The sequence below is a fragment of the Halopiger djelfimassiliensis genome (assembly GCF_000455365.1).
Classification (GTDB): Archaea; Halobacteriota; Halobacteria; order Halobacteriales; family Natrialbaceae; genus Halopiger_B; species Halopiger_B djelfimassiliensis.
In genome coordinates this window covers 732,490-753,861 of the sequence record NZ_HG315686.1, presented here as the reverse complement: position 1 = coordinate 753,861, position 21,372 = coordinate 732,490, and the positions used below count along the sequence as shown (strand labels likewise).

The window sequence follows — 21,372 nt, the reverse complement described above, 5'->3', positions numbered from 1 at the left end:
CCGCTCAGTGACAGAATCTCCGTAACACGGTCACTCTTGCGGGCGTCCTCCCCACTTTCGGAAATGAACTGGATCTTATTCACCCGCTGATCGGTTTCCTTCTCCAGCTCAATCCAGAGCCGTCTGTAGCGGTCAACCACATCCTCTTCGAAAATCTCGTGATATACGGCATCGAACGCAGGCCGAACCGGCTCGTCAACAGCATATCCGAGCATGGTAGCCAGTCGCTGGAATACAGTATCAGCGAATTCATCCTCAGAAACCCGTACAACTACAAGGTCAGTGTGGGGACGCAAAACAACAACCCCCGCAATCTCCTCACCCATCCCACCATCAAAGAATAGGTAGAGGTATGAATCGACGATCGCTGTGCCCGACAGTTGGGTGTTAGGTCGGGTAAATTCCTCTGACTCCCAATCAAACAGTGCACTAGTTATCGTCTCAAAATCCCGCCCTTCGGTGCCCGGAAGAAGGTAATAATGGAGCCGTGTTTTGCCTGCAACATCATCCCAACTCAGGAATCGTTCCCATCGCCGTTCTGCAAGTTCGTAACGGGTTACGTTATCACTCTCAGAGTCCGATTCCGTGGATCGCTCGTCGAACCATTCCGATGGGAATGTGTTATCGTGCCATCGAACAGTAATATTAGGGCGAGACACGGTTAACCCGTGATTCGTGTATTCTTACATCGATGTTATGAAGTTATCTATTTTGAGTGAAGTGATGTTGCGATCACTTAGTAGAAATTCCAACTAAATTCGTATTAATATAGCCTAAAGGAGGAGTCTGACCAGCAAATAATTCACTCCATGTCTCCCTTCGAAGCCGATGCGGGAGAGGATCACAAAAATGTCACTAATGTTGTATGTATTGTCAAGTATGTGGACGAAAAGAAGCTTCTATTCGCCCTTATCCAAGCGATTGATCTAGAATTTCAGGCCGGAAGCGGCCGTTAGATAGTCACCATCTCTGGTGCTACCGGTGGGACAGCACTGATGGGAAGCAAAGCAGCAAGGAAGCGACGCGAACGGAAAGGCCTCGAAGAGAAATTCAACGGCGCCGAGTAGTTCTTCTGGCGGCATTTCTGACTTTAACAGGCGAAAGAGTATTCAGCCATACATCTGAATTCGCCTATATGACCTGGCGCTTTGGGGAAGACTACGTCCCATTCGAGAAGAAGGGCGAAGCAATGCCTGAACAACGGATTCACAACGATCTCACAGAATCGGCTCAAAAGAAGTTAGCATACACTATTGATGACGCGGTTTCGGTGGATGAGATCAAGCGAGCGCATCGGCGATACATCGGCAGAATAGGCGAGGAACTCCAGTTCAACAAGGAGTCGAAGTTGTCGTTCATCTCCTTTATCGAGAATCCCAAGGGTGATAAAGAGAAGATTCTGACATTTATCGAATTCCTTCTTAACACTCTTTGGCTTGACGGCAGTCTCTCCAAAGACGAACTCACCAATCTTGATCGGGATATTCGTCGGATACTGGCTGAAGAGCAAATCTTACTAGAACTCCGCCCGCCTCGTAAGATGATACCACAGGTAGAAAAAGAAGCGTCGGGCAGTATCATTCCGACGGAAGACTATGACCCTTCCAAGCACGAGCCATACCAATTTGAGGAGCTGGCAGACAACACGGTCATCGAGGCCGATCAGGAGTTTCGGGCGCTTACGCTGGGTGAACGTTGGGAGCACGTGCAGAAGCCATACAACGAGGCCTGGGAATTCTATAGACGAGGTCCCCCGTTCACTGCCCAAATCCCTGAGAAACTCTACAACAGCGTCGAAGCCCTGATTCAGAGCATCTGTGTTGAACAGGGATGGGAAAACGAGAACCAGACGGTCGGGACCTACCTTGACAGACTAAACCAAGAGGGACTGTTTGAACCGAATCAGTCCATAGTGGGCGAGTGGCAGCAAATCATGCGTGGCCTCCGAGTCGGCATCCAGAAGACGGGGGACCGAAAGAACTGGCACAACAACGAGATCGACCAGAACTACTGCATTCTCCTTCTCCACCAGACGTCTGCGTTTCTCACTTTCGTCATCAAACAGTACGAGAACCAATTCGACTGATTCCAATCTACCCCGCGCAGGCGCAAAAGAACGCCATCTCGAAAACCTAATTCACACTCGTTCTGACGTGAACCGGGCTGGAACATCCAGGGTGAGTACCAATCGATGACTGATGACTTCCTTAACAAGACCGACCCGAAGGAAAGGGGACACCTCAAGGTGATGGGTGCGGGCATGTGGAGGTGAAAATCAGTAAGTGGCCGAGTCGTGGGTGATCTTGACTCACCAAAATACAACTCTATATTCTCTGTGGACTGTCTTTTGTTTCGATGCTTACTCGCCGGAGGTAGTAGAACTTTCCTGTTTCCAGGCCCTCAGTAGGCCGAAGAGAGGTCTTTCGAGGCCCGTACCAAAGGCTTCGGTCGATCATCAGCGGATTTTAATATGTGAGAGTGAGGGGTTGGTGACAATGGACTGTATTGACGATATCGTTTGCGTTTCGGGCATCTCATTGACTGTTCCTAGGGCAATACTTCTTCTTTTCATTGGGGTGATTCTCTCTTTCGCATATCGTTTGTACCAAGACCGGACCATCATTATGGAAGGCGGGGAAGAATTCTCGGTGACGACGTGGTGGCAATGGCGACAGTGGTCCCTCCGACGGATGTACCGCCAATTCAAGAGCGACTTACTCATAGGGAGAGTCTCATCCCATACCTTCCTCATTAAATCACTAATCGCGTTCGGGTTGGTGGCTGCACTCGTGATATCGATGCGTAGAGTTTCGTCTCCTTCGTCTCCTCCAGGACTTGATCAGCAAATTCTCGTGGCAGCCACGGCATTCTACGCGACCATGATTTACTTCGACGGTCGATTCCAGTTTGCTGCCCTACGACATCGAGACCGTGGTGTCACGATCAGTTCATCCTCCGTGGATATGGACATGCTTCAGGTGTCGATGGAACTCTACAATGACGGAGCGCTCACGGCAGAGAGTATTGAGGCCAAGATGACTGTCGTTGACCCAGTAAGGGAACGAAGCACATGGTCCCATAATGCTGAAATAAGCGGTTTGAATGAATCGGAAGAGAATGCCACAGATCCCCTCAAGTCTGGTTATAGTCGAGAAATCGCATTTTCGTTCATTCCGAGCCAAAGCGAGATCGAGCGGATACGGATGGAGGATGAGTATGGGGTTGACCCATGGGCAGAAATAAAGATCACTTCCCCTGAGCAGATGACTGCGACGTGGATCTACGTTCCACTTCGAAATGAGGAAACAATAGATATGAACCAGGTTGCGAACGCTGCGAAGTTGATGGCTCAAACAGTCCAGAAAGAACGGAAACGGGTTCTTGGAGAAGACTCACAGGATATTTCGGACTCTATGGGAGGTTCGGATAACGACGATGATGAGGATTCGTACATACCTCCTAGCGAGATATTCTAGCTTTCCTGATAACGCGTCATTGTAACAGTGATCAAATAGAATATATGCTGTCTTGTGGGGGACGAAAAAAGAAGGCATCTTCTCTGAATACTATTTAATTCAAATCACCAAGATAATCCCTCCGCTGTTCCATCTTTTCCCGTTCCGTACGACGGTCGTAGTGCTGCTCGATCACTCGTTGGCTGACGTTCGCTCGGTCGCTGACGACCTTGTCCGGAATATCGCTATTCAGACTGTGCGTGATGCTTCCGCGACGAATTGCGTGAGGGCTCACGCTCGACGGACACTGGTAGGCCGTGTCTCGCTCGACTGCCGAACACTCTCCGAGGCCGCGGTCGTGCGGACACTCGGTGCTGTAGACACATGGCCGTGTCCAGCGGTAAACGTAAGCACGCAGCGTCGTCTTGTTTGTCCGCCCTTCCCGCGAGGCCAACAACGGTTCCCGCCCGTACTCGTCGGTCACTGACGGTCGCTTGGTTTCGAGCCAGTCGTCGAGGAGCTCGCAGATCTGATCCGACAGTGCGACCATTCGTTCACCCTCACCTTGGTTCTTGATCGGTGTGCCGGTGTCCGGTCGGTGACGGACCTTGATGAACTGTTCGTCCGGATCGTAGTCATCGACGTCGAGAGCATGAACGCCGCCGACGCGCATCATCGTGTGCCACATCAGCGCGATAGCGACGTGCTGGATGCTTGCGTACTCGTACTTCTCCAGGTGAGCGAGCACCTTCGAGGCACTGTCGCTGTCCAGCATCACGTCCCGTGAGTTCTCGTCGGGCGTGATCGATGGGGACAGGACCTTCTCGCTCAGGTCCTGTTCTACGCCGTCGATCGACTCTAGCCAGCGGATGAACACGCGAAGCGTGTCCATCTGAGTCTTCTCGCTGACCTTGTTCAGGTCGCCGTCCTCTCGTCGCCAAAGTCGGTACCTGTGCAGCTGGCGACCGGTGAGCGTATTGAGGTTCTCGATCTCTTCGACCTCGTTGCACCAGCGGACGAAGTGACCGAGCCGGTACTTGTGGCCTTTGAGCGAGGCCTCTGAGAGTTCGTTCTCCTTGTCTGCGAGATACAGTTCGAGCGCGGTTTCGGCGTCAATTGGTTCGAGACTCATGATTGGTCGTCTCCGTTCGAGCGAACCCCATGAGTCCCGGTGACCGCCGATCACGAACCAACAGCTACAGCTCCTGTACCGGCCAAAAGTAAGGCTGTCACGCCGCGTGACCAAGGCCTGCAGCGCCCATGTTTTCACGACGAACAACTCGTGAGGAGTGAAAACTGGACCGCGAAGGTTTGAAGTAGACGGCGGCGAGTACAGCGAGCCGACGGCGTGGTTCAAATCCTGCAGCGCCCATTTCTTCGCCAGAAACTGACCGAAGCACAGCACATCTCGAGCGGCCGCCAAATCGGAATTCTGTCAAGAACGGTCGCGGTGGTCTGAATAGCGACGCGCCCGCTGTCCGGAGCCTACGGGAAATGCTCCCCGCGATTCCGATGTGGCCATCACTCCGGTTCGGGAGTCCGGAGCGGCGAATCGGTGCCGTCAGTACGCCCCAATCGGCCAGCAGCCGTGGTCCGCTGGGCCGACGCAGGCACGATTGCCGTCCCGTCGCAGGCGGCAAGACCGTGGGGAGGCATATTGTTGTAGACCGTCTCGTACTCGTCGGGATCGACGACGTACGTCTCGTGCCAGATGCCGACCGCGGCGTCCTCCTTGGTTCCGTCTTCGTAGTACTCCTGCCAGGTGGGGAAATGCAAGCGATCGCTGTCGCGTGCGTACTCACGAAGGGCCTCGAACGAGTCCCAGTACTGGATGAACCCGACGTTTCGGATTCCCGGGCCGACTACCGTCCGACTCCCGAGCAACCCCGACTCCGGGTCCGAGCGGCGTTCCCGAACCATTCGTGGCGCGATCAGGAAGATCGGCAGCCATCGATGAAGCTTCCAGAACGCGTTGATTCGGAGTCCGATGTGAAACACCACGAACGGCTCGGTCCGCTCCGCGGCTATTTTCCGTTCGATCGGCTCGTCAGTTCGGTCGTGATCGTCAGTCATCATTGTGGTGCTCGGCCGGCATCGGGGTGAGAATTGCCCCAACACGTTGGGGAGTGTCCCAGCTGTCTATCGACGAGTCACAGCACGACCGAACGCCGAGCGTGCCGACGTTTTTGCCGGATCGGAACGAACGTAGCACCGGTGCTGGAGTCGCGATCGCGACGCCTGCATCGGAAAAGACGATGATTCGCGCACGGTTCCGCATGACGCTACCCGAGGATATCTGGGTCGCTGAGGTGTCCACGTCGTTTCCGGACGCGACGTTTCGGCTGCTCACCGGCGTTCCGAAGGGCGGCCGGGCGCTCGAGCTCGGCGAGGTCCGGGCCGAGAACCCGGAGTCGGTTACCGATGCGATTCGGGTCCATCCTGACATCTTCGAGTACGACCAGTTGTACGGAGACGAGCACCGTGCTATCGGGCAGTACGAAGCCGACGAGAAGGGCCTCTACGAATTCCTCTGGGAGTCCTCCGTTCCGCCGGAGTTCCCGATCGTCGTTGAGGGCGGCGAGATGGAGTTTACCCTGACGGCGACACGGGCACAGTTCGAGGCGTTCGGCGCGGCCCTCGAGGACACCGGCAGACGGTACGATCTGTTGACGGTCGTCCATACCGACGAGCAGGAGGCCCTGCTGACCGACCGCCAGCGGGAATACGTGACCGTCGCACACCGGCACGGCTACTTCGACGTGCCGCGGGAGTGTACCCTCGCCGAACTGGCGGCCATACTCGAGGTTGACAAGTCGAGTGCCAGCGAGACGATTCGGCGGGGCGTAAACCGTCTCGTCGGCCGGTTCATCGTCGGCCACGACTGAACTGGAACGGCGTCCCGAGCCGTGTCACGGGCGGTCGATAGCGTTCTCGCGCGGGGCTGACGACCGCTGTGCTCGAGGAGGTCGGTTCGAGAGCAGTACAGAGCGGCGTGAGACCGGTGCTCGATCCTCACTGAGAGGCCCCAGCCGACTCGACTCTATCGGAGGTAGCTCCTGTCGCTTCGATCGGACACGCCGTAGTCGATGTGGACTTCGGGTGTGTTCGGCGAGTCGGATGCAGGGACACCGTTCCAGTCGAGAACGTGGACGTTCGCCGTCCGACCGGAGAAGCGAAACTGCATCACACCGGTTTCGACTGCGCCTTCCGCGGAGTGATCAGTGACGACTGTCGCTTCCTCGAGCGGATCAGCGCCGACCAGTTCGAGTTCGCCGTCGACGGTGAGTTCGTAGTTCGATGGCACGCCTCTGCCAACGATCGTGACGAGATTGGGGAGGGGGTCGTCGGTCGCTGTCGACATACCCAGATGACGCTATGCCGACGGTATAAGCCTTCTTTTGGACAACCCGTCGAAACGCTGAACGGACGTCGACGACGCTGTGACGGACACAGTCACGAGCAGTCTCCCCGCTGCCGTCACGGCTGCGTTGTGACGAGCGGGCCGTTGGGTATCGTCTCCGAAGCTCTGTTGTCTCGAGCAAGGCGACGTCGCGTTCGAGACAGCGGTCGCCCGGTCGGCAGTCACGCTACAGGTCGCGTCCGTCGTACGCTTCGAGCAGTGCCGTGACGTACGCGTGGACTTCGCGTGCCCGCTCGGGCGTCCCGCAGGGGATCGCCGGCGGTGGCGTGTACAGGCGGTCGGTGAGCCACGAGAGCAACGTTCCAACGGCGTCGTCCGGGAACTCTCCCGGGTTCCAGGCGAGCGAGAGCACGGTGCCATCGTCGTCGATCGTCGCCCGCTGCAGGCCCGTCAGACCGTAGCAACTCGTTCGACGGCCGTCGAGCGTTTCGAGACAGAGCGATCCGCCCCTGAGGCTCCAGTTCCGGTCCTCGGCGGTCCATTCGAGTCGCGTCTCGGCGGGAACGAGACACGCGTCGTGGCCCTCGAGGCCGACGATCTCGCCGGTCCGGGGGCCGCCCTCGAGCAGCGTCGCATCGACGGCGGCGTCGGCGTGGTGTGGGATCGCATCGAGGACGGGAGTCCCCTCGTTGCGGAGTTCGAGCCGAAAGACGAAGTGCCGGCCGGCGATGCCGGCCGTGAGGTCGACGAGGGCGAGGAGGGCCTCGCGTCCCGGTTCGGTCGTGGTGGGACAGTGCCACGCGAGCGTCCCGTTGCGGTCCTCGTCGGGGACCCGTTCGAACCGGTGGCCGACGTCGTCCCACGTGCGACGGCAGTCGTCGCCGTCGGGTTCCATGTCCATCTCCGCCTCGTCGAGGTGGACGACGGCGGTCGTGGTGTCCGGGAGCACCGACTCGAGAAGGGATCGGAACGCGTCGGCGAACGCCTCGCACTCGAGGTGGTGTGTCCGATCGATATCGGGGGTCACGGTTGCACTCAGTGTAATAGCCGAAATGAACGTTCCGTTCGGTGGAGGGCCGTCGCCGAGCCGACCGGCTCGTTCCACGCGCTAAGAGTTAGATATAAGTCACATCGCGACGACAAGTAGCATAGAAGTCGCGTTTCCAAGCCGTCGCGGGGGCATGCGCCGAAATGCCCCGGGTGCTGGTCCCACCCGAGACGCGGCTTCCAATCCCGAGCAGGGATTTGAAGCCAATGATTGCGTACATTCTACCGGGATATAAACGTCCCGCACGGCAGGCGTACCGCACTCGAGCACCGATACCGAGCGTCGATGGCCCGCGGGTGGTGCGATGAGCGACGCACCCGACCCGGCCGGCAATGAGTCGCCGAACTCGAGCGAATCGAGCGACGAGTCGTCGGTCCCCGAGTGTCCCCGGTGTGGAACCCCCGTGGCGACCGTCTCGGTCATCGGTCCCATCGACGCCGTCGCCGGCCCGTGTGGCTGTCGGGTCGCGCCCGGTTCGGTCATCGACGACCGGAGTAGGGACGACCGCGAGTAGCCCCGCGGCTACGCTCGAGTCCCAAACCCCGAGGCCGCGACGCGAGTCGCGCGCTCGCTTTTGGCCGCTCATTCGGCGGCGGTCCGTTCCGTGAGCCATGACTGTACCCGTTCGGTCACGGCCGCGGCGACGGCGTCGGCGATCCGGTCGGGCGAGTCGGAGAGGTCCCAGACGTAGTCGCCGGCGTGGGTGACGGTTACCCAGTCGACGTAGCCGCTTCGATCCAGTTCGAGGAGGACCGTCTCCAGCGTCGCGTCGTCGAGGCACACGCCAAGCGAGTCGTCGATGCTCGCGGCGAGCTGGGTCGTCGTGGCGAGAACGCGGTCGTCATCGATCTCGGTCGCGGACGGCGTCGTCGGCGTCGGCGGAGACGGTGGCCGATCGGTCATGATCGGCATCGCTTGTGACTCGAGTCCCATTAATGTTGGTGATAGTCACGGCGGGACGAACGTCATCGATCCAATGGGTTCGAGTCGGGTCGCCTCGAGCGCTCAGACTGCGTCGGGGTCCGGCCTCGAGAGTCGCTCGAATTCGCCGTCGCCGCAGGAACAGTCCGCCGAGACGCCGATCGGTCGGATCGTCCCGTCCGGCCGCTGCTCGGAGACGAACACCGATTCGCAGCCGCGACACACCGCGACGATCCGCCGTCCGGACGCTGATCGGCTCATGGACTCCGATACACCGCGACCTCGTATCACCGTTGGTCCAAGCTATGTTGGGATCGGTGGGTCACGCTCGACGGAGCAGTCGGGTCAGCGTTCCGGCGGGCGATCGAAGCCGTCGGTACCGGGACATCCGGCGAGCGACCCACTCGAGCGGGGACGCCGTCCGCCTCGAGAGCGCTACCGACGGTCTCGTGGCTACGCCGGAGTCGACACGATCGAGAACGCGATTTCACTCCGTCGGCAACTCCCTGATGATCGTGATGGCTTCCCCGTCGATCACCGTCGTTTCCTCGTCGCTGGCCTGCGAGACCGTCGTCCGTACCCGATACCGGGAATCCCCGAGTTCCTCGATGATCTCACACTCGGCGGTAACCGTCTCGCCGATCTCGACGGGTGCGTGGAACTCGAGGTCCTGTGAAAGGTAGATCGTCAGTCCCGGGAATCGGGCCAGTGCGGCACTGATCGTCCCGGCAACGAGGGTCCCGTGGACGATCCGGCCGCCGAACTGCGTCCGTTCGGCGAACTCCGGTTCGAGGTGGAGGCGATTGGTATCCCCGGAGACCGTCGCGAACGCGGAGACGTCGGCTTCCGTGATCGGTTTCGTAAAGCGGACGTAGTCGCCGACGTCGAGGTCGGCGTACTCGTCGGTCGAACGCTCCATCAGCCACTCGTCGTCGCCGAACGAGAGTTCGGATACCGGTCGATTGTCGGTTCCGATGTGGTCCGTTTCACCGCCGTTCTCGTCCGAGGGGGTGATACCCATCGCCGCGAGAATCGCGTTGTTGGCCTCGACGTAGCTGTTGACGACGTGTTTCGAAATATTCGACCAGTGCTCGCCCCGTGTAGACCCGGTGACATCGGTGTCCGGACTATTGCTACTCATAGATCGGTGAGGGATGTACGAACCGGACGCACACGATATCTAGTCGAACGCATTCACTTGGTGGCATCGCCAAAACACATTGGAGGGGTCGTTGTAACTGTCACGACAAGCGATCGTTCGAGCCGGATCAGCCGTATGTCCGGCTCTCGAGCCCGTATCGAATTAGGTCGTGGCGACCCGGTCGAGAAACGCCGTGCTGGCGGCGTTGAACGCCTGCGGTCGGTCCTGATTGACGAGATGGCCCGACTCGTCGAGGGTCAGTCGGTGGCCGTCCGCGACGGCCGCGGCGATCTCTCGCCCCTGCCGCTTGACCGGGGGTGCCTCCTGTTCCCCGTGGACGACGAGCGTCGGCGTTTCGACGCCGGTCAGTTCCGGAGGCTCGTAGCGAAAGAGCGCGTCGAAGACCTTCCGGAACTCGGCGCGCGACACGTCGCCGACGGCCGACAGCGCTTTCGCCCGCACGTCCGGGTTTACCGACAGCCACTGTTCGCCCGTCGTCGCCTGAATCGCATACAGTAGCGACCGGAACGTGGTCCGTGGTCCGGTCATCGACAGCGAGGTCGTCAGCGCCGGCAGCGGCGACGCGAACGGCTTCGTTCCCGGCGGCAGCTCCACCGGCGGCATCGACCGTACCGCGCCGCCGAGGATCGCACCGCCCGCCCGATCGGGGTGTCGGTCGAGGTACTCCTGAACGACCATCGACCCGAGCGAGAGCCCACAGAGGACCGGCCGCTCGTCGGCGATCGCCAGTTGCGAGAGCAAGGCCTCGAGATCGTCGGTAAAGAGTTCGATCGAGTACTGGTCCGGTTCGGTCGCGCCGGTCTTGCCGTGGCCGCGGATGTCGAGGGTGACGACCCGGTAGTCGTCGGCGAAATGCTCGACCTGCGGTTGCCAGGCCTGTCCGTTCATCCAGCCGCCGTGGACGAACACGAGCGGTCGACCGGTTCCCGTCGTCTCGTACCAGAGGGTACCGTCCGCGAGCGGGAGTTCTGCCATCGCTCCGGCTGTCGATGCCTGCACGGATAGGTCTCGGGGTTGCAGTCCACGGGTGCGGATACCGGGTGTGGACGGGACCGGCGTCGCGTCAACGCTCCTGACCGGCGTCGGTCCCGACCCACCGCTCCCAGAACGTCCGGAACTCGGAGTCGTCTTCGGTCAGTCGATCCCACTGGGCGAGGCCGCGTTCCCGCCGGGTCCCGGGAATCGTGTTGTCGAGGATCAGCGCGGCGAGACCGCCGACGGCCATCCCCGTCGAACCGATGATAAACACCGTGTCGACGACGATCTGTGCCAGCGGTTCGACCCACCCCGTCGCGGGGACGGCGGCGAGGAGTTCCGTCTCGAGGAACGCGACCGCGGCCTCGAGACCGACCGCCTGCCGGAACGCAAGCGTCGTCTCGAAGTTGCCCATGTACTGTGGGATCGCGAGGCCGACGAACAGAGCAAAGCCGACGATGAAGACGTTTCTCGAGGACTCGAGGTCGACGTGCCTGAGATTCGAGATGCCGACGGCGACGATCTGGGCGAACATGGCGATAAAGAGACCGCCGACGATCGGAGCAGGGATGGTCGCGATCAGTTGGCCGAAGTAGCCGACGAACCCGACCACGAGCATGACGACGGCCCCGATCTGGACGACGTACCGGGAGGCGACGCCGGTCAGCCCGATCGCGCCGATGTTCTCGGAGTAGGAGGTCGACCCGCCGGTCCCCATCAGTCCCGAAAAGACGTTCATCAGCCCCTCCATGCCGATGCCGTGGTTGATCCGCTTCTCGCTTGGGGCCGCGGAGCCGGTGATGTTGGCGACCGCGTAGTAGTCGCCGATGCTCTCGACGATCGAGGCGAGAACGCCCGCGAACATGCCGACGACGAACGCCGTCGTCACCTCGGGCGTGCCCCACTGCAGCGGGTAAATCGGCAACAGCGGCCGGGTATCGGCGACGTCGCCGAGCGCCACGTATCCCGGATGGCCGTCCGCGAGCAGTCCCGTGGCCGACAGCGTCGCGGCGAGTACCCAGGCGATGCCGACCGCGAGGATCACCGGATAGAGCCGAAACGCCCTGTGTTTGACGTCGAGATACTGCGAGAACAGCAGGATGAGCCCGAGCGTCAACCCGAGCAGCCACCAGCTCTGGTCCGTGCCGGTGATCTGTGGGGCGTCGAACAGCGCCAGCCCGATCAGGGTGATCGTCGGCGCGATGACGACCGGCGAAAGGAATCGTTTGAGTTTCCCGACCAGTCCGAAGTAGCCGAGCAGCACCTGTACGGTTGCGGCGACGATGATCGCCCCCTGCAACTGGACCAGCGCCGCCTGCCAGTCGGGTTGTCCCTGTACGCCGCCCGCGGTCACGACGGTGATGATCGCAAGCGCCGGAGCGAGCATCGAGAACGGCGCGCCCTGCACGATGGGATAGCGGTTCCCGAAGGTCGTCTGGGCCAGCGTTGCGATTCCCGAGACGACGAAGAAGGTCCCGATAAATCGGGCCCTGATCCCGGGCGGCATTCCCATCGCCTCTGCCAGAATCAGCGGCACCGCGATGTTCGCGCCGACCATCGTCAGGTAGTGCTGAATCCCGAGCACGACCGACTCACTCATCGGCGGCCGATCGTCGATTCCGTACGCGACGTCGTCGCTGCCGTCCCGGTCGCGCCCCCCGGTGCCGTTCCGTTCCGTCGGTTCGTCCCCCGCTGCGGTCATAGACTCGTCGGATAACGAGCGAGGGCAGTCAAATGGATGTTGATCCGGCCCCGGCTGTTCCCTCACCAGCGAGCTAAATTAACTCGGGCAGCGGTGAACGAACCGGTCGCTCGACGCTCGGGCAGTTAGCCGCCGTCGGAGGCGGCCCGATCGGCCGCCGAACGGACCGTCTCGAGCGACAGCGAGTCGAGGTCGACCAGTTCGCCCGCCGCCTCGGTTGCGACCACGTCGGAGAGGCCGGCGTGGGAGTCGTCGCCGGCATCGACGACGAGTACCGTCGTCTCGGTACTCGCGAGTCCGCGGGCCGCCCGGCGGGTCGCCGCGGTCGGGCTGCCGTCAGCCACGTTCGCCCGGCCGTCGGTCACGAGGACGACGACGGCCGCATCCGTGTCGGCGCGGTCGACGACGTTCCGGGCGGTCTCCAGTCCCGCGGGCAGCGGCGTCCGGTCGCCCGAGGGGAGTTCCTTGAGGTGGCGGGCGGCAAGCGAGACGCTGTCGGTCGGGGGCAACAGCACCTCGGCGTCCTCGCCCGCGAAGGCGACGAAGGCGACCCGATCGCGCCGCTGGTAGCTGTCGCGCAGGAGTTCGAGGACGACCCCCTTCGCCGTCCGCATCGCGGGCCGCATCGAGGCGCTGGCGTCGACCGCGAAGACGATCGTCACCGACGTCTCGCCGGTACGAACTGCCCGACGGAGGTCCTGCTTCTCGACGCGTGACTCGCCCCGCGCGGCGGCCGAGCGGACCGACGCCGCGGCGTCGATCGGCCCGTCGTCCGCGGCCGGCTCCGTCCGGACGCGAGCCCCGCGGTTGTCGGCGCTCGGCGTCGTCTTCGCCCGCGATCCACCCGACTCGGTCGCGGCCCGGTCCTCGGCATCCGGGGTCTCGAGGTCGGGTGCTCGGGCCGCGCCGGCGTCGGCGATCTCGCCGCGTCGCTGCCCGGGAATCAGCGGCTGGGCCTCCTCGTCGCCGTCGTCGCCGGACGAACCGGACTCCGAGTCGTCCGTCCCGGGACCGCTTTCGTCCCCGCCGGCCTCGGCGGGCGCTGGATCGCCGCCGCCCGGTTCGTCGGCGTCGTCCGGGCGGCGTTCGGAGTCGTCGTCCGTGCCGTCGGGATCGTCGCCGTCTCCCGGTTCCGGATCGTGACGGTCGTCGTCATCGCCGTGGCCATCGGGTTCGGTCGTCTCGCCGTCAGCCTCGTCGCCGTCCGCGTTTCCCGCGCCGGGATCGTCGTTTCCCTCCTCCTTGCCGTCCCCGTCCTCAGTGTCTTCCGCCGACGCCTCGTCGAACCGGTCCTCGAGCAGCTCTTCGAGGTCGGGTTCGTCTTCGAAGGGCGTGCTCCGGAGGCGGTGGGGCAGCGTGTACGACGCGGCTTCGGCCACGTCGGACTCGATGACCGTCGCGCGGCCCTCGAGCGCGGCCAGTGTCATGGCGGTCCGGGCCGTGGCGACGTCGCCGCGGTGGCCGTCCACGCCGGCCTCGAGACAGAGCTCGGCGATCTCCGCTTTGAACTCGGTCGGGAGGGTGACACCCGGCAGGATCTCGCGGGCCGCGGCGAGCTCCTCGCGCAGCGTCGCGACCTCGTCGGCGTAGGCGTCCGGATCCGGGTCGTCGCCGTGCTCGAGCGCCCGATCGATGATCTCGACGCGGTCATCGATCTCGCGGCAGCCTTCGACGGTGGCCTGCAGGGCGAACCGATCCCGAAGCTGGGGCCGCAGGTCGCCCTCCTCGGGATTCATCGTTCCGATGAGCGTGAACTCGGCGGGGTGGGTGACGCTGATTCCGTCGCGTTCGACCGTATTTACGCCGCTTGCCGCGGCGTCGAGCAGCACGTCGACGAGGTGGTCCTCGAGCAGGTTGACCTCGTCGACGTAGAGGACGCCCCGGTGGGCCCGCGCCAACAGCCCGGGATCGAAGTCGGCCGTCCCGTCGAGGGCGTCCTCGACGGAGAGCGTCCCGACGACCCGGTCGCGGGTCGCCCCGAGCGGGAGCGTTACGAGCGGGACCGGCCGCGTCTCGACCGGCGGGTCCTCGCGGTCGCGACAGTCGTCACACTGGAGCCGGGGATCGTCTGGCGCACAGCCGTACGGACAGTCCGCGACGGCCCGCTGGTCGGGCAGCAGGTCAACCAGTCCACGGACGGCAGTCGACTTCGCGGTTCCCTTCTCGCCGACGATCAACGCGCCGTCGAGGTCGTCGTTCGCCGCGACAGCGAGTAGCACGCGCTTGAGTTCGTCTTGGCCGACGATCGCGGGAAAAGGAAGTGACGACAGCTTTTTGTCTCCGGACTCTGCAACCATACTTGCCTTACTGCAACAGAGGTTTAAAAGTACGATGACACGGATCGGCATCTATACCGCGACGGAGAACGAGCTCGGATCGATCGGGCGGGCGGCCGAGCGGCTCGAGGGCGTCGAGTTGGTCGTTCGATCGGAGAGCGACCTCGAGGACGAGGCCGCGATCGACGGGTTCGTCGAGGAACTGACCGACGCCGCCGCAGCCGTCTTCTGGCTGCACGGTGCCGAAGACAGCATGCCGGGCTACGACTACGCGACGGGGGCGCTCGAGGAGGCCGGCGTCCCGCTGATCGTCAAGTCGACCGGCGACGCCTTCGCCTTCGAGGATACGACCGTCGCGGACGACCACCGCGACCTCGCGTACGAGTACCTGGAGAAGGGCGGGACGATCAACGTCGCCAACCTGTGTCGGTTTCTGGCTGCGGAGTACGAGGGCCGGGACCTCGAGTACGACGAACCCACCGAACTGCCCACGGAGGGCGTCTACCATCCCGACTATCCGGGGATCGAGTACGAGGAACTGCTCGAAACGCACGATCCCGAGCGGCCGACGGTCGCGATCTGGTTCTACGAGTCCCACTGGACACACGAGAACACTCGATACGTGGATGCACAGGTCCGTGCACTCGAGAAGCAGGGCGCGAACGCCCTCCCGATTTTCTGTAATCCGGCGACCGATACCGACGAGCAGGAGGACGCCGAGTGGGTCACCGACAACTGGCTCATCGAGGGCGAGGCGTCGGCGACGCCTCGAGAGGGCGGTGACACCGCCGACGGCGAGCCGATCGTCGACGCCGTGCTCTCTTCCTTTATGTTCTCGCTGTCGATGGACGAGCGCGGACGCAGTGCAAGCGACGAGGGCCAGTCCGCGGAGGACGTCTTCCTCGACCGGCTTGGCGTCCCCGTTCTCCAGACGATCACGACGATGCGTTCGCGGTCGCGCTACCGGTCCAGTGACACGGGCGTGATGGGCTTCGAACTCGCCCTGTCCGTGGCGCTGCCGGAGTTCGACGGCAACGTCATCACCCACCCCATCTCGGGCAAGGAGCGCACCGACGACGAAGCCGACATCGGCTCCGCGCCGAAACACCACTTCCCGATCGATGACCGCATCGATCACGCGGCCCGGCTTGCGGTCAACTGGGCCGAACTGCGACACACCCCGAACGAGGACAAACGGATCGCCGTCGTCCTCCACAACTACCCGCCCAGCGACGACGGGATCGGCACCGCGTTCGGTCTCGACAGCCCCGAATCGACCGTGAACCTGCTCGAGGAACTCGACGAGCGCGGGTACGACCTCGGCGGCGCGACCCCCGACGACGGGCAGTCGCTCGTCGAGACGCTCACCTCACAACTGACCCTCGAGGACCGGTGGGTCGCGCCAGAGGACGTCCGTGACCGCTCCGTCGATGTCGTCTCCGCCGATACCTACGCCGAGTGGTTCGCCGAGGCCGACGACGGGTTCCGGGAGAACGTCATCGAGGAGTGGGGCGACGTTCCCGACCGGCCCTTCGCCATTCCGGGCATCGAGTTCGGCAACGTGCTCGTCACCGTCCAGCCCCCGCGCGGATTCGGGATGGACCCCTCGAAAGTCTACCACGATTCGGATCTGCAGCCGCCACACGACTACTACGCCTTCTACGGCTGGCTCCGGAACACGTTCGAGGCTGACGCCGTGGTCCACCTCGGCACCCACGGCAGCCTCGAGTGGCTCCCCGGCAAGACCGTCGGGCTCGACGGCAAGAGCGCCCCCGACCAGTTGGTCGACGACATCCCGAACGTCTACCCCTACATCGTGAACAACCCCGGCGAGGGGACGCAGGCCAAGCGCCGGTCCTACGCCGCCATCGTCGACTACCTCACGCCGGTCATGCGGTCGGCCGGCACCTACGACGAACTCTCGGAACTCGAGGAACTGGCCAACCAGTACCGCGAGGCCGGAATGGAGGACGCCCGCGCCGACGACGGCGAGGGTCTCGAGACGCTCATCCGCGAGACGGTCGACGAGATGGATCTCGCGGTCGAGTTGGGCGTCGCGGGCACCATCGACGAGAAGGCCGACGTCCGCGGCCCCGACGAGGCCGGCTCGACCCTCGCCGAAGGCGAGGTCGACGGCGACGAGGTCGACATCGACGAACTCGTCGAGCGGATTCACGAGTACCTCACCGACGTCAAGACGACCCAGATTCGGCTGGGACTTCACACGATGTCCGAGCCGCCGGCCGACGATCGACTCGTCGAGTACCTCGTTGCCCTCACACGCCTCGAGAACCCCGGCGCGCCGAGCCTGCGCGAGAGCGTCGCCGGCGTGCTCGGGGTCGACTACGAGACGATGCTCGACGCGCCCGGCGAGTACGACGAGGCGCTGGGCATGACCTACGCCGAGGCCGCCGACGTGGTCCACGAGACGAGCATCGACCTCGTGGAAACCCTCGCGGAGCACGGCTTCGACGTCCCGGAATCGGAGCGCGAAGCGGGACCGGACGACGAGGTCAACATGAACCTGCTCGTCGTCGATCTCGAGACGATCGGCGACGCGCGAGCGAAATCGGGCGCTCACGACGACCTGCGGGAGGTGCTGGCCTACATCTGCGAGGAGGCCCAGCCCCGCGTGCAGGGTGCCGAAGACGAGATTCCCAGAACCGCTGACGCCCTCTCCGGCGAGTACGTCCCGCCCGGGGGGTCGGGCGCGCCGACCCGCGGCGGCGTCGACCTGCTGCCGACGGCCCGCAATTTCTACACGCTCGATCCGCGGAAGGTGCCCGCAAAACCCGCGTGGCAGGTCGGCCGTGAGGTCGCTGCGGGCGTCCTCGAGCGCCACCACGCCGAAAACGGCGAGTATCCCGAGGAGATCGGCGTGGTCGCGTGGGGCACCCCGACGGTCCGCACTCGCGGCGAAACCATCGCGCAGGTGCTTGCCATGATGGGCGTCGAACCCCAGTGGACCGACGCCGGCCGCATCGACGACGTCGAGCCGATCCCGCTCGAGGAACTCGACAGACCCCGAATCGACGTGACCACGCGCGTTTCGGGGCTGTTCCGCGACGCCTTCCCGGCCGCGGCGGGCGTCATCCACGACGCCGTCGACGCGGTCGTCGACCTCGACGAACCCCACGAGATGAACTACGTCAAGAAGCACGTCGAAGAGGACGCCGAGGAACTGCAGGCCGACGAGGGGCTCGACGAGTCCGACGCCCGCAAGGCCGCCAAACACCGCGTCTTCACGACCAGACCCGGCGGCTACGGCGCTGGAACGAACAAGGCCGTCGACGAGGGCAACTGGGACGACCGCTCCGATCTCGCCTCGGTCTACGTCCAGTGGGGCGGCTACGCCATGGGATCGCGCGGCCGCGTCTCCGACGCACACGACGCGTTCGAACGACGGCTCTCGAGCGTCGACGCCACCGTGAAGGTCGAGGACACGATGGAACAGGACGAGTTCGACTCCTCGGACTGGTACGCCTTCCACGGCGGGTTCATCTCCGCGGTATCGGAAATTTCGGGTGAGGAGCCCGCGTCTTACGTCGGCGACTCCTCGGACCCCGACAACGTCTCGGTCTACACGAACGAGGAGAAGGTCCGCAAGGCGATGCGTGCCCGCGTGCTGAACCCCGACTGGCTCGAGTCCATGGAGGACCACGGCTACAAGGGAGCCGGCGACCTCTCGACGACCGTCGACGTGACGCTTGGCTGGGACGCCACCACGGGCGTCGTTTCGGATACGCTCTGGGAGGAAGTCGCCGAAAAGTACGCCTTCGACGAGGACCGTCAGGACTGGCTGCGCGACGTCAACCCGTGGGCGCTCGAGTCCATCACGGACACCTTGCTCGAGGCGATCGACCGGGACCTCTGGGATGCCGACGACGAGACGGCCGACCGCCTGCGGGATCTGAACCTCGAAGTCGAGGGCGATCTCGAGGCCCGGACGACGAACGAGGCCGTCGGGACGGAGGTATCGACCGATGATTAGCGAACCGGTTCGGCCGACGATCGATACGGGCGGCACGGAGAGTGAGACACGATGAGCGACAGTCAGGACTACGACGAGGAGTACGCCGATCTCGGAGCGACGACGCGGAACGCGATGGATATCGCCGAGACGAGCATGGACATCGTCAGGCAGTTCGTGCCCGACGAGACGCTGGCCGACCGGATCCGCCAGAAATCGGTCCACTCGATGGGCGACATCGAGTTCCAACAGCTGATCCGGTTTACTGGAACCGACGAAATCGGCGACGACGAGGATGCGCCGGTCCGTGCCGGCGCGCGGGCCGTGCTCGACGAGGCCGACATCTTCACCGACATCACGATGGTGAAAGCCGGCGTCACGGGCCGGGGCCACGACTGTGCGGTCTCGAAGGCCATCGGTCGTGGCAAGGACCTCGCCGCCGAGACCGGGATGACCCGAACCGCCGCGGCGATGCTCGAACTCGACAAGGAGGACGCCTTCGATGAGGCGGTCGTCACGATCGGGAACGCGCCGACGGCCGCGCTGGCGCTTGCGGACTGCATCGAGCAGGGGACCCGGCCGGCGGTCGTCGTCGCGAACCCGGTCGGCTTCGTCAAGGCCGAGGAGAGCCGCAAGCGGATCCGCGAGGTCAGCGAGGAGTTCGGTGTGCCGGCGATCACCCACGTCGGCCGCCGGGGCGGCAGCGGCCTCGCCGCCGCGCTGACGAACGAACTGATCCACGTCGCGAAGGACGTCCGGACCGACGAAATCGACCTCGAGCTCGACGCCGAGACGCGGGCCGCGGACGGCCGGAACCGATGAGCGGCGAGTACGACCTCGACGCGGGACCGGATCCGGCGACGTTCGCCGCGGACGCTACAGAACCCGCCATCGACGACGCGGCTGACGACCCGGTCTACGTCGTCGGCATCGGCCCCGGAAACCGAGAGTATCTCACGCCCCGCGGCGAGCGCGCAATCCGCGAGGCCGACGTGGTCGTCGGCTTCACCACGGTCGTCGACTTCGTCGCGGACCTGACCGACGCCGATTTGCTGACCTGTGGCTACAAGGACGAGGCCGACGCGCTCGAGGCGTTCGGCGAACGCGTCGCCGCCGGCGAATCCGGGACCGCGGTCGCGATGGGCGACCCCAACCACTCGGGCTACCAGTTCGTCGGGAAAGTACAGGACGCGGTCGAACGCGAGGGCGCGGATCGTCCGGTACGGATCGTTCCGGGCATCTCCTCGCTCCAGCTCGCCGCCAGCCGCGCCCGGACCCCGATGGAGGATACCGAGTTCGTCACGCTGCACAAAAGCGGCGACATCGAGGGCGACATGGACCGCCTCGCGACGGCCGTCACGGCCGACGAACGGCATCTGCTCGTGCTGCCGCGGCCCTACGACCGGATGCCCGGCGACATCGCGGCGTTTCTGCTCGAGCGGGGAGCCGAGCCGGCGCTCGAGGCGCTCGTCTGTGAGAAACTGACCCACGAGGACGAGGCGATCCATCGGTTCACGCTGGCCGAGTTGGCCGAGCACGCCGGCGGGACCGGACGGGACGAGACGCCGTTTTCGGATCTGGTCGTGCTCGCGGTTCGACGCTCAGTATCGTAATCGGCGGCTCGATCCGCGAACGGTCCGCCGAAGGTGACACCGACGGCTCTCCCGCGATTCACTCGGCAACGTCGCCGGCGATAACGTACTGCTCGTAGTCCGGCTGCTCGCCCCACAACACCGCATCCATCAGCGGCTCGTACTCGACGTCCTCGAGTCCCGCCTGCCTGAGAACGCCTGCTAACTCCTCGGGCGGGCGGCCCTGATACAGCGGCAGGTCGTCGTGGATCTCCCGGTAGCCGTCGAACGGTTCCGAGAAGTCCCAGTGGCCTTCGATCAGGACGATGCGACCCTCCGGGCGGACGACGCGGGTCCAGTCTCGGATCGCGGCCGAGGGGTTCGGCAGCGTCCAGACGAGGTGTCGCGCCGTCACCAGATCGTACGTGTTCGCCGGGTCCGGGATCGATTCCGCGTCCCCGGTTCGGAACTCGACCGTGCCGTTCGTCTCCCGGGCCTTCTGCCGGGCGCGGTCGAGCATGCCGTCGGACAGATCGATCCCCGTCACCTCGTGGCCGATGGCGGCCAACAGCAGCGAGACGACGCCCGTCCCACAGCCGACGTCGAGAACCCGTCGCGGCGGCTCGCCGGTCCACTCGCGGAGAACCGACAGCCACGCGTCGCGTTGCTCCTCGCTGCGAATGCCGTGGGCGCTGTCCCCGTCGTACGAATCCGCCCGCCCGTCCCAGTACTGCTGGACGACCTCCTTGACCGCCTCGTCGTCCGTACTGGGCGCTGTCACGGTCGTTCACTCCCCGCCCGGATGGTAAAACAACGGTCGAGCGAACAGTGGCGACTCGTCGACGCGTGCCGACTCGAGTCCGACATCGCTTGCATGTTCGTGATCGGTCGCCCGTTCGTTCCCTCGATGAAAAAGCCTCCCGAGTCGCGC

19 protein-coding genes are annotated in these 21,372 nt (G+C 63.7%); 7 read left to right on the top strand and 12 right to left on the bottom strand.

What is annotated here, in order from left to right; translation table 11 throughout:
- On the bottom strand, positions 1-326 hold a 326-nt coding region (locus TX80_RS19515), incomplete at its 3' end, for a hypothetical protein (RefSeq protein ID WP_195893090.1).
- Between the two features lie 809 nt (positions 327-1,135).
- Between TX80_RS19515 and TX80_RS14600 the strand changes: the two genes are divergently transcribed.
- Positions 1,136-2,086, top strand: coding sequence for a hypothetical protein (locus tag TX80_RS14600; RefSeq protein WP_049923870.1), 951 nt, complete (start codon positions 1,136-1,138; stop codon positions 2,084-2,086).
- A 409-nt stretch (positions 2,087-2,495) separates the two neighbouring features.
- A complete protein-coding gene (locus tag TX80_RS14595; protein ID WP_154658662.1) occupies positions 2,496-3,476 on the top strand; it encodes a hypothetical protein in 981 nt (326 codons plus the stop codon).
- Between the two features lie 94 nt (positions 3,477-3,570).
- Here the strand turns inward: TX80_RS14595 and TX80_RS14590 are convergent, their stop codons facing one another.
- Together TX80_RS14590 and TX80_RS14585 are read right to left on the bottom strand one after the other, a co-directional pair.
- Entirely contained in the window at positions 3,571-4,587 is a 1,017-nt protein-coding gene (locus TX80_RS14590; RefSeq protein WP_049923867.1) for a tyrosine-type recombinase/integrase, read from the bottom strand.
- 389 nt (positions 4,588-4,976) lie between these two features.
- Complete coding sequence (locus TX80_RS14585; protein ID WP_154658661.1) at positions 4,977-5,528, bottom strand: DUF4188 domain-containing protein; 552 nt, start codon at positions 5,526-5,528, stop codon at positions 4,977-4,979.
- Positions 5,529-5,731: 203 nt separating this feature from the next.
- Here TX80_RS14585 and TX80_RS14580 point away from each other — a divergent pair, with 203 nt between their 5' ends.
- Entirely contained in the window at positions 5,732-6,340 is a 609-nt protein-coding gene (locus tag TX80_RS14580) for a helix-turn-helix domain-containing protein (RefSeq protein WP_230198738.1), read from the top strand.
- 155 nt (positions 6,341-6,495) lie between these two features.
- Here the strand turns inward: TX80_RS14580 and TX80_RS14575 are convergent, their stop codons facing one another.
- Both TX80_RS14575 and TX80_RS14570 read right to left on the bottom strand, forming a co-directional pair.
- Positions 6,496-6,816 (bottom strand): hypothetical protein, encoded by a 321-nt coding sequence (locus TX80_RS14575; RefSeq protein ID WP_049923865.1) that lies wholly within the window; start codon positions 6,814-6,816, stop codon positions 6,496-6,498.
- Positions 6,817-7,042: 226 nt separating this feature from the next.
- Positions 7,043-7,843 carry a hypothetical protein gene (locus TX80_RS14570; RefSeq protein ID WP_049924105.1) on the bottom strand — a complete coding sequence of 267 codons (801 nt, stop codon included), beginning with the start codon at positions 7,841-7,843 and terminating at the stop codon, positions 7,043-7,045.
- 325 nt (positions 7,844-8,168) lie between these two features.
- Here TX80_RS14570 and TX80_RS14565 point away from each other — a divergent pair, with 325 nt between their 5' ends.
- On the top strand, positions 8,169-8,378 hold the full coding sequence (locus tag TX80_RS14565; protein WP_049923864.1) for a hypothetical protein: 210 nt from the start codon (positions 8,169-8,171) through the stop codon (positions 8,376-8,378).
- 68 nt (positions 8,379-8,446) lie between these two features.
- Here the strand turns inward: TX80_RS14565 and TX80_RS14560 are convergent, their stop codons facing one another.
- The 6 genes from TX80_RS14560 to TX80_RS14540 all read right to left on the bottom strand — a co-directional run bounded on the left by TX80_RS14560 (position 8,447) and on the right by TX80_RS14540 (position 14,921).
- A complete protein-coding gene (locus TX80_RS14560) occupies positions 8,447-8,767 on the bottom strand; it encodes a hypothetical protein (RefSeq protein ID WP_049924104.1) in 321 nt (106 codons plus the stop codon).
- Positions 8,768-8,869: 102 nt separating this feature from the next.
- Complete coding sequence (locus TX80_RS19510; protein ID WP_195893089.1) at positions 8,870-9,046, bottom strand: hypothetical protein; 177 nt, start codon at positions 9,044-9,046, stop codon at positions 8,870-8,872.
- A 226-nt stretch (positions 9,047-9,272) separates the two neighbouring features.
- Complete coding sequence (locus TX80_RS14555) at positions 9,273-9,926, bottom strand: MaoC family dehydratase (protein WP_049923863.1); 654 nt, start codon at positions 9,924-9,926, stop codon at positions 9,273-9,275.
- Between the two features lie 162 nt (positions 9,927-10,088).
- A complete protein-coding gene (locus tag TX80_RS14550; RefSeq protein ID WP_049923862.1) occupies positions 10,089-10,922 on the bottom strand; it encodes an alpha/beta fold hydrolase in 834 nt (277 codons plus the stop codon).
- An 88-nt stretch (positions 10,923-11,010) separates the two neighbouring features.
- A complete protein-coding gene (locus TX80_RS14545) occupies positions 11,011-12,624 on the bottom strand; it encodes a uracil-xanthine permease family protein (RefSeq protein WP_049923861.1) in 1,614 nt (537 codons plus the stop codon).
- A 125-nt stretch (positions 12,625-12,749) separates the two neighbouring features.
- Entirely contained in the window at positions 12,750-14,921 is a 2,172-nt protein-coding gene (locus tag TX80_RS14540; protein WP_049923860.1) for a VWA domain-containing protein, read from the bottom strand.
- Positions 14,922-14,955: 34 nt separating this feature from the next.
- Between TX80_RS14540 and cobN the strand changes: the two genes are divergently transcribed.
- From cobN to TX80_RS14525, 3 genes are read left to right on the top strand one after another with little or no spacing between them, the layout of a single operon-like run.
- Positions 14,956-18,891: a cobaltochelatase subunit CobN gene (gene cobN / locus TX80_RS14535; protein ID WP_049923859.1), complete on the top strand. Its 3,936-nt coding sequence runs from the start codon at positions 14,956-14,958 to the stop codon at positions 18,889-18,891.
- A gap of 51 nt (positions 18,892-18,942) precedes the next feature.
- Positions 18,943-19,692 (top strand): precorrin-8X methylmutase, encoded by a 750-nt coding sequence (locus tag TX80_RS14530; protein ID WP_049923857.1) that lies wholly within the window; start codon positions 18,943-18,945, stop codon positions 19,690-19,692.
- The gene (locus tag TX80_RS14525; RefSeq protein WP_049923856.1) at positions 19,689-20,483 is read left to right on the top strand and encodes a cobalt-precorrin-7 (C(5))-methyltransferase; all 795 of its coding nucleotides are present in this window, start codon (positions 19,689-19,691) and stop codon (positions 20,481-20,483) included. Before TX80_RS14530 ends, TX80_RS14525 begins: the two co-directional genes overlap by 4 nt.
- 58 nt (positions 20,484-20,541) lie before the next feature.
- On the opposite strand, the gene TX80_RS14520 is transcribed toward TX80_RS14525, so the two are convergent.
- The gene (locus TX80_RS14520; RefSeq protein ID WP_049923855.1) at positions 20,542-21,222 is read right to left on the bottom strand and encodes a class I SAM-dependent methyltransferase; all 681 of its coding nucleotides are present in this window, start codon (positions 21,220-21,222) and stop codon (positions 20,542-20,544) included.
- Positions 21,223-21,372: the final 150 nt, after the last annotated feature.

Coding starts and splice junctions, on each gene's coding strand:
- TX80_RS14555 (WP_049923863.1), bottom strand. CDS start 9,926: ATGAGTAGCAATAGTCCGGACACCGATGTCACCGGGTCTACACGGGGC.
- TX80_RS19510 (WP_195893089.1), bottom strand. CDS start 9,046: ATGAGCCGATCAGCGTCCGGACGGCGGATCGTCGCGGTGTGTCGCGGC.
- TX80_RS14600 (WP_049923870.1), top strand. CDS start 1,136: ATGACCTGGCGCTTTGGGGAAGACTACGTCCCATTCGAGAAGAAGGGC.
- TX80_RS14595 (WP_154658662.1), top strand. CDS start 2,496: ATGGACTGTATTGACGATATCGTTTGCGTTTCGGGCATCTCATTGACT.
- TX80_RS14580 (WP_230198738.1), top strand. CDS start 5,732: ATGACGCTACCCGAGGATATCTGGGTCGCTGAGGTGTCCACGTCGTTT.
- TX80_RS14550 (WP_049923862.1), bottom strand. CDS start 10,922: ATGGCAGAACTCCCGCTCGCGGACGGTACCCTCTGGTACGAGACGACG.
- TX80_RS14560 (WP_049924104.1), bottom strand. CDS start 8,767: ATGACCGATCGGCCACCGTCTCCGCCGACGCCGACGACGCCGTCCGCG.
- TX80_RS14590 (WP_049923867.1), bottom strand. CDS start 4,587: ATGAGTCTCGAACCAATTGACGCCGAAACCGCGCTCGAACTGTATCTC.
- TX80_RS14565 (WP_049923864.1), top strand. CDS start 8,169: ATGAGCGACGCACCCGACCCGGCCGGCAATGAGTCGCCGAACTCGAGC.
- TX80_RS14545 (WP_049923861.1), bottom strand. CDS start 12,624: ATGACCGCAGCGGGGGACGAACCGACGGAACGGAACGGCACCGGGGGG.
- TX80_RS14525 (WP_049923856.1), top strand. CDS start 19,689: ATGAGCGGCGAGTACGACCTCGACGCGGGACCGGATCCGGCGACGTTC.
- TX80_RS14585 (WP_154658661.1), bottom strand. CDS start 5,528: ATGACTGACGATCACGACCGAACTGACGAGCCGATCGAACGGAAAATA.
- TX80_RS14540 (WP_049923860.1), bottom strand. CDS start 14,921: ATGGTTGCAGAGTCCGGAGACAAAAAGCTGTCGTCACTTCCTTTTCCC.
- TX80_RS14575 (WP_049923865.1), bottom strand. CDS start 6,816: ATGTCGACAGCGACCGACGACCCCCTCCCCAATCTCGTCACGATCGTT.
- cobN (WP_049923859.1), top strand. CDS start 14,956: ATGACACGGATCGGCATCTATACCGCGACGGAGAACGAGCTCGGATCG.
- TX80_RS14530 (WP_049923857.1), top strand. CDS start 18,943: ATGAGCGACAGTCAGGACTACGACGAGGAGTACGCCGATCTCGGAGCG.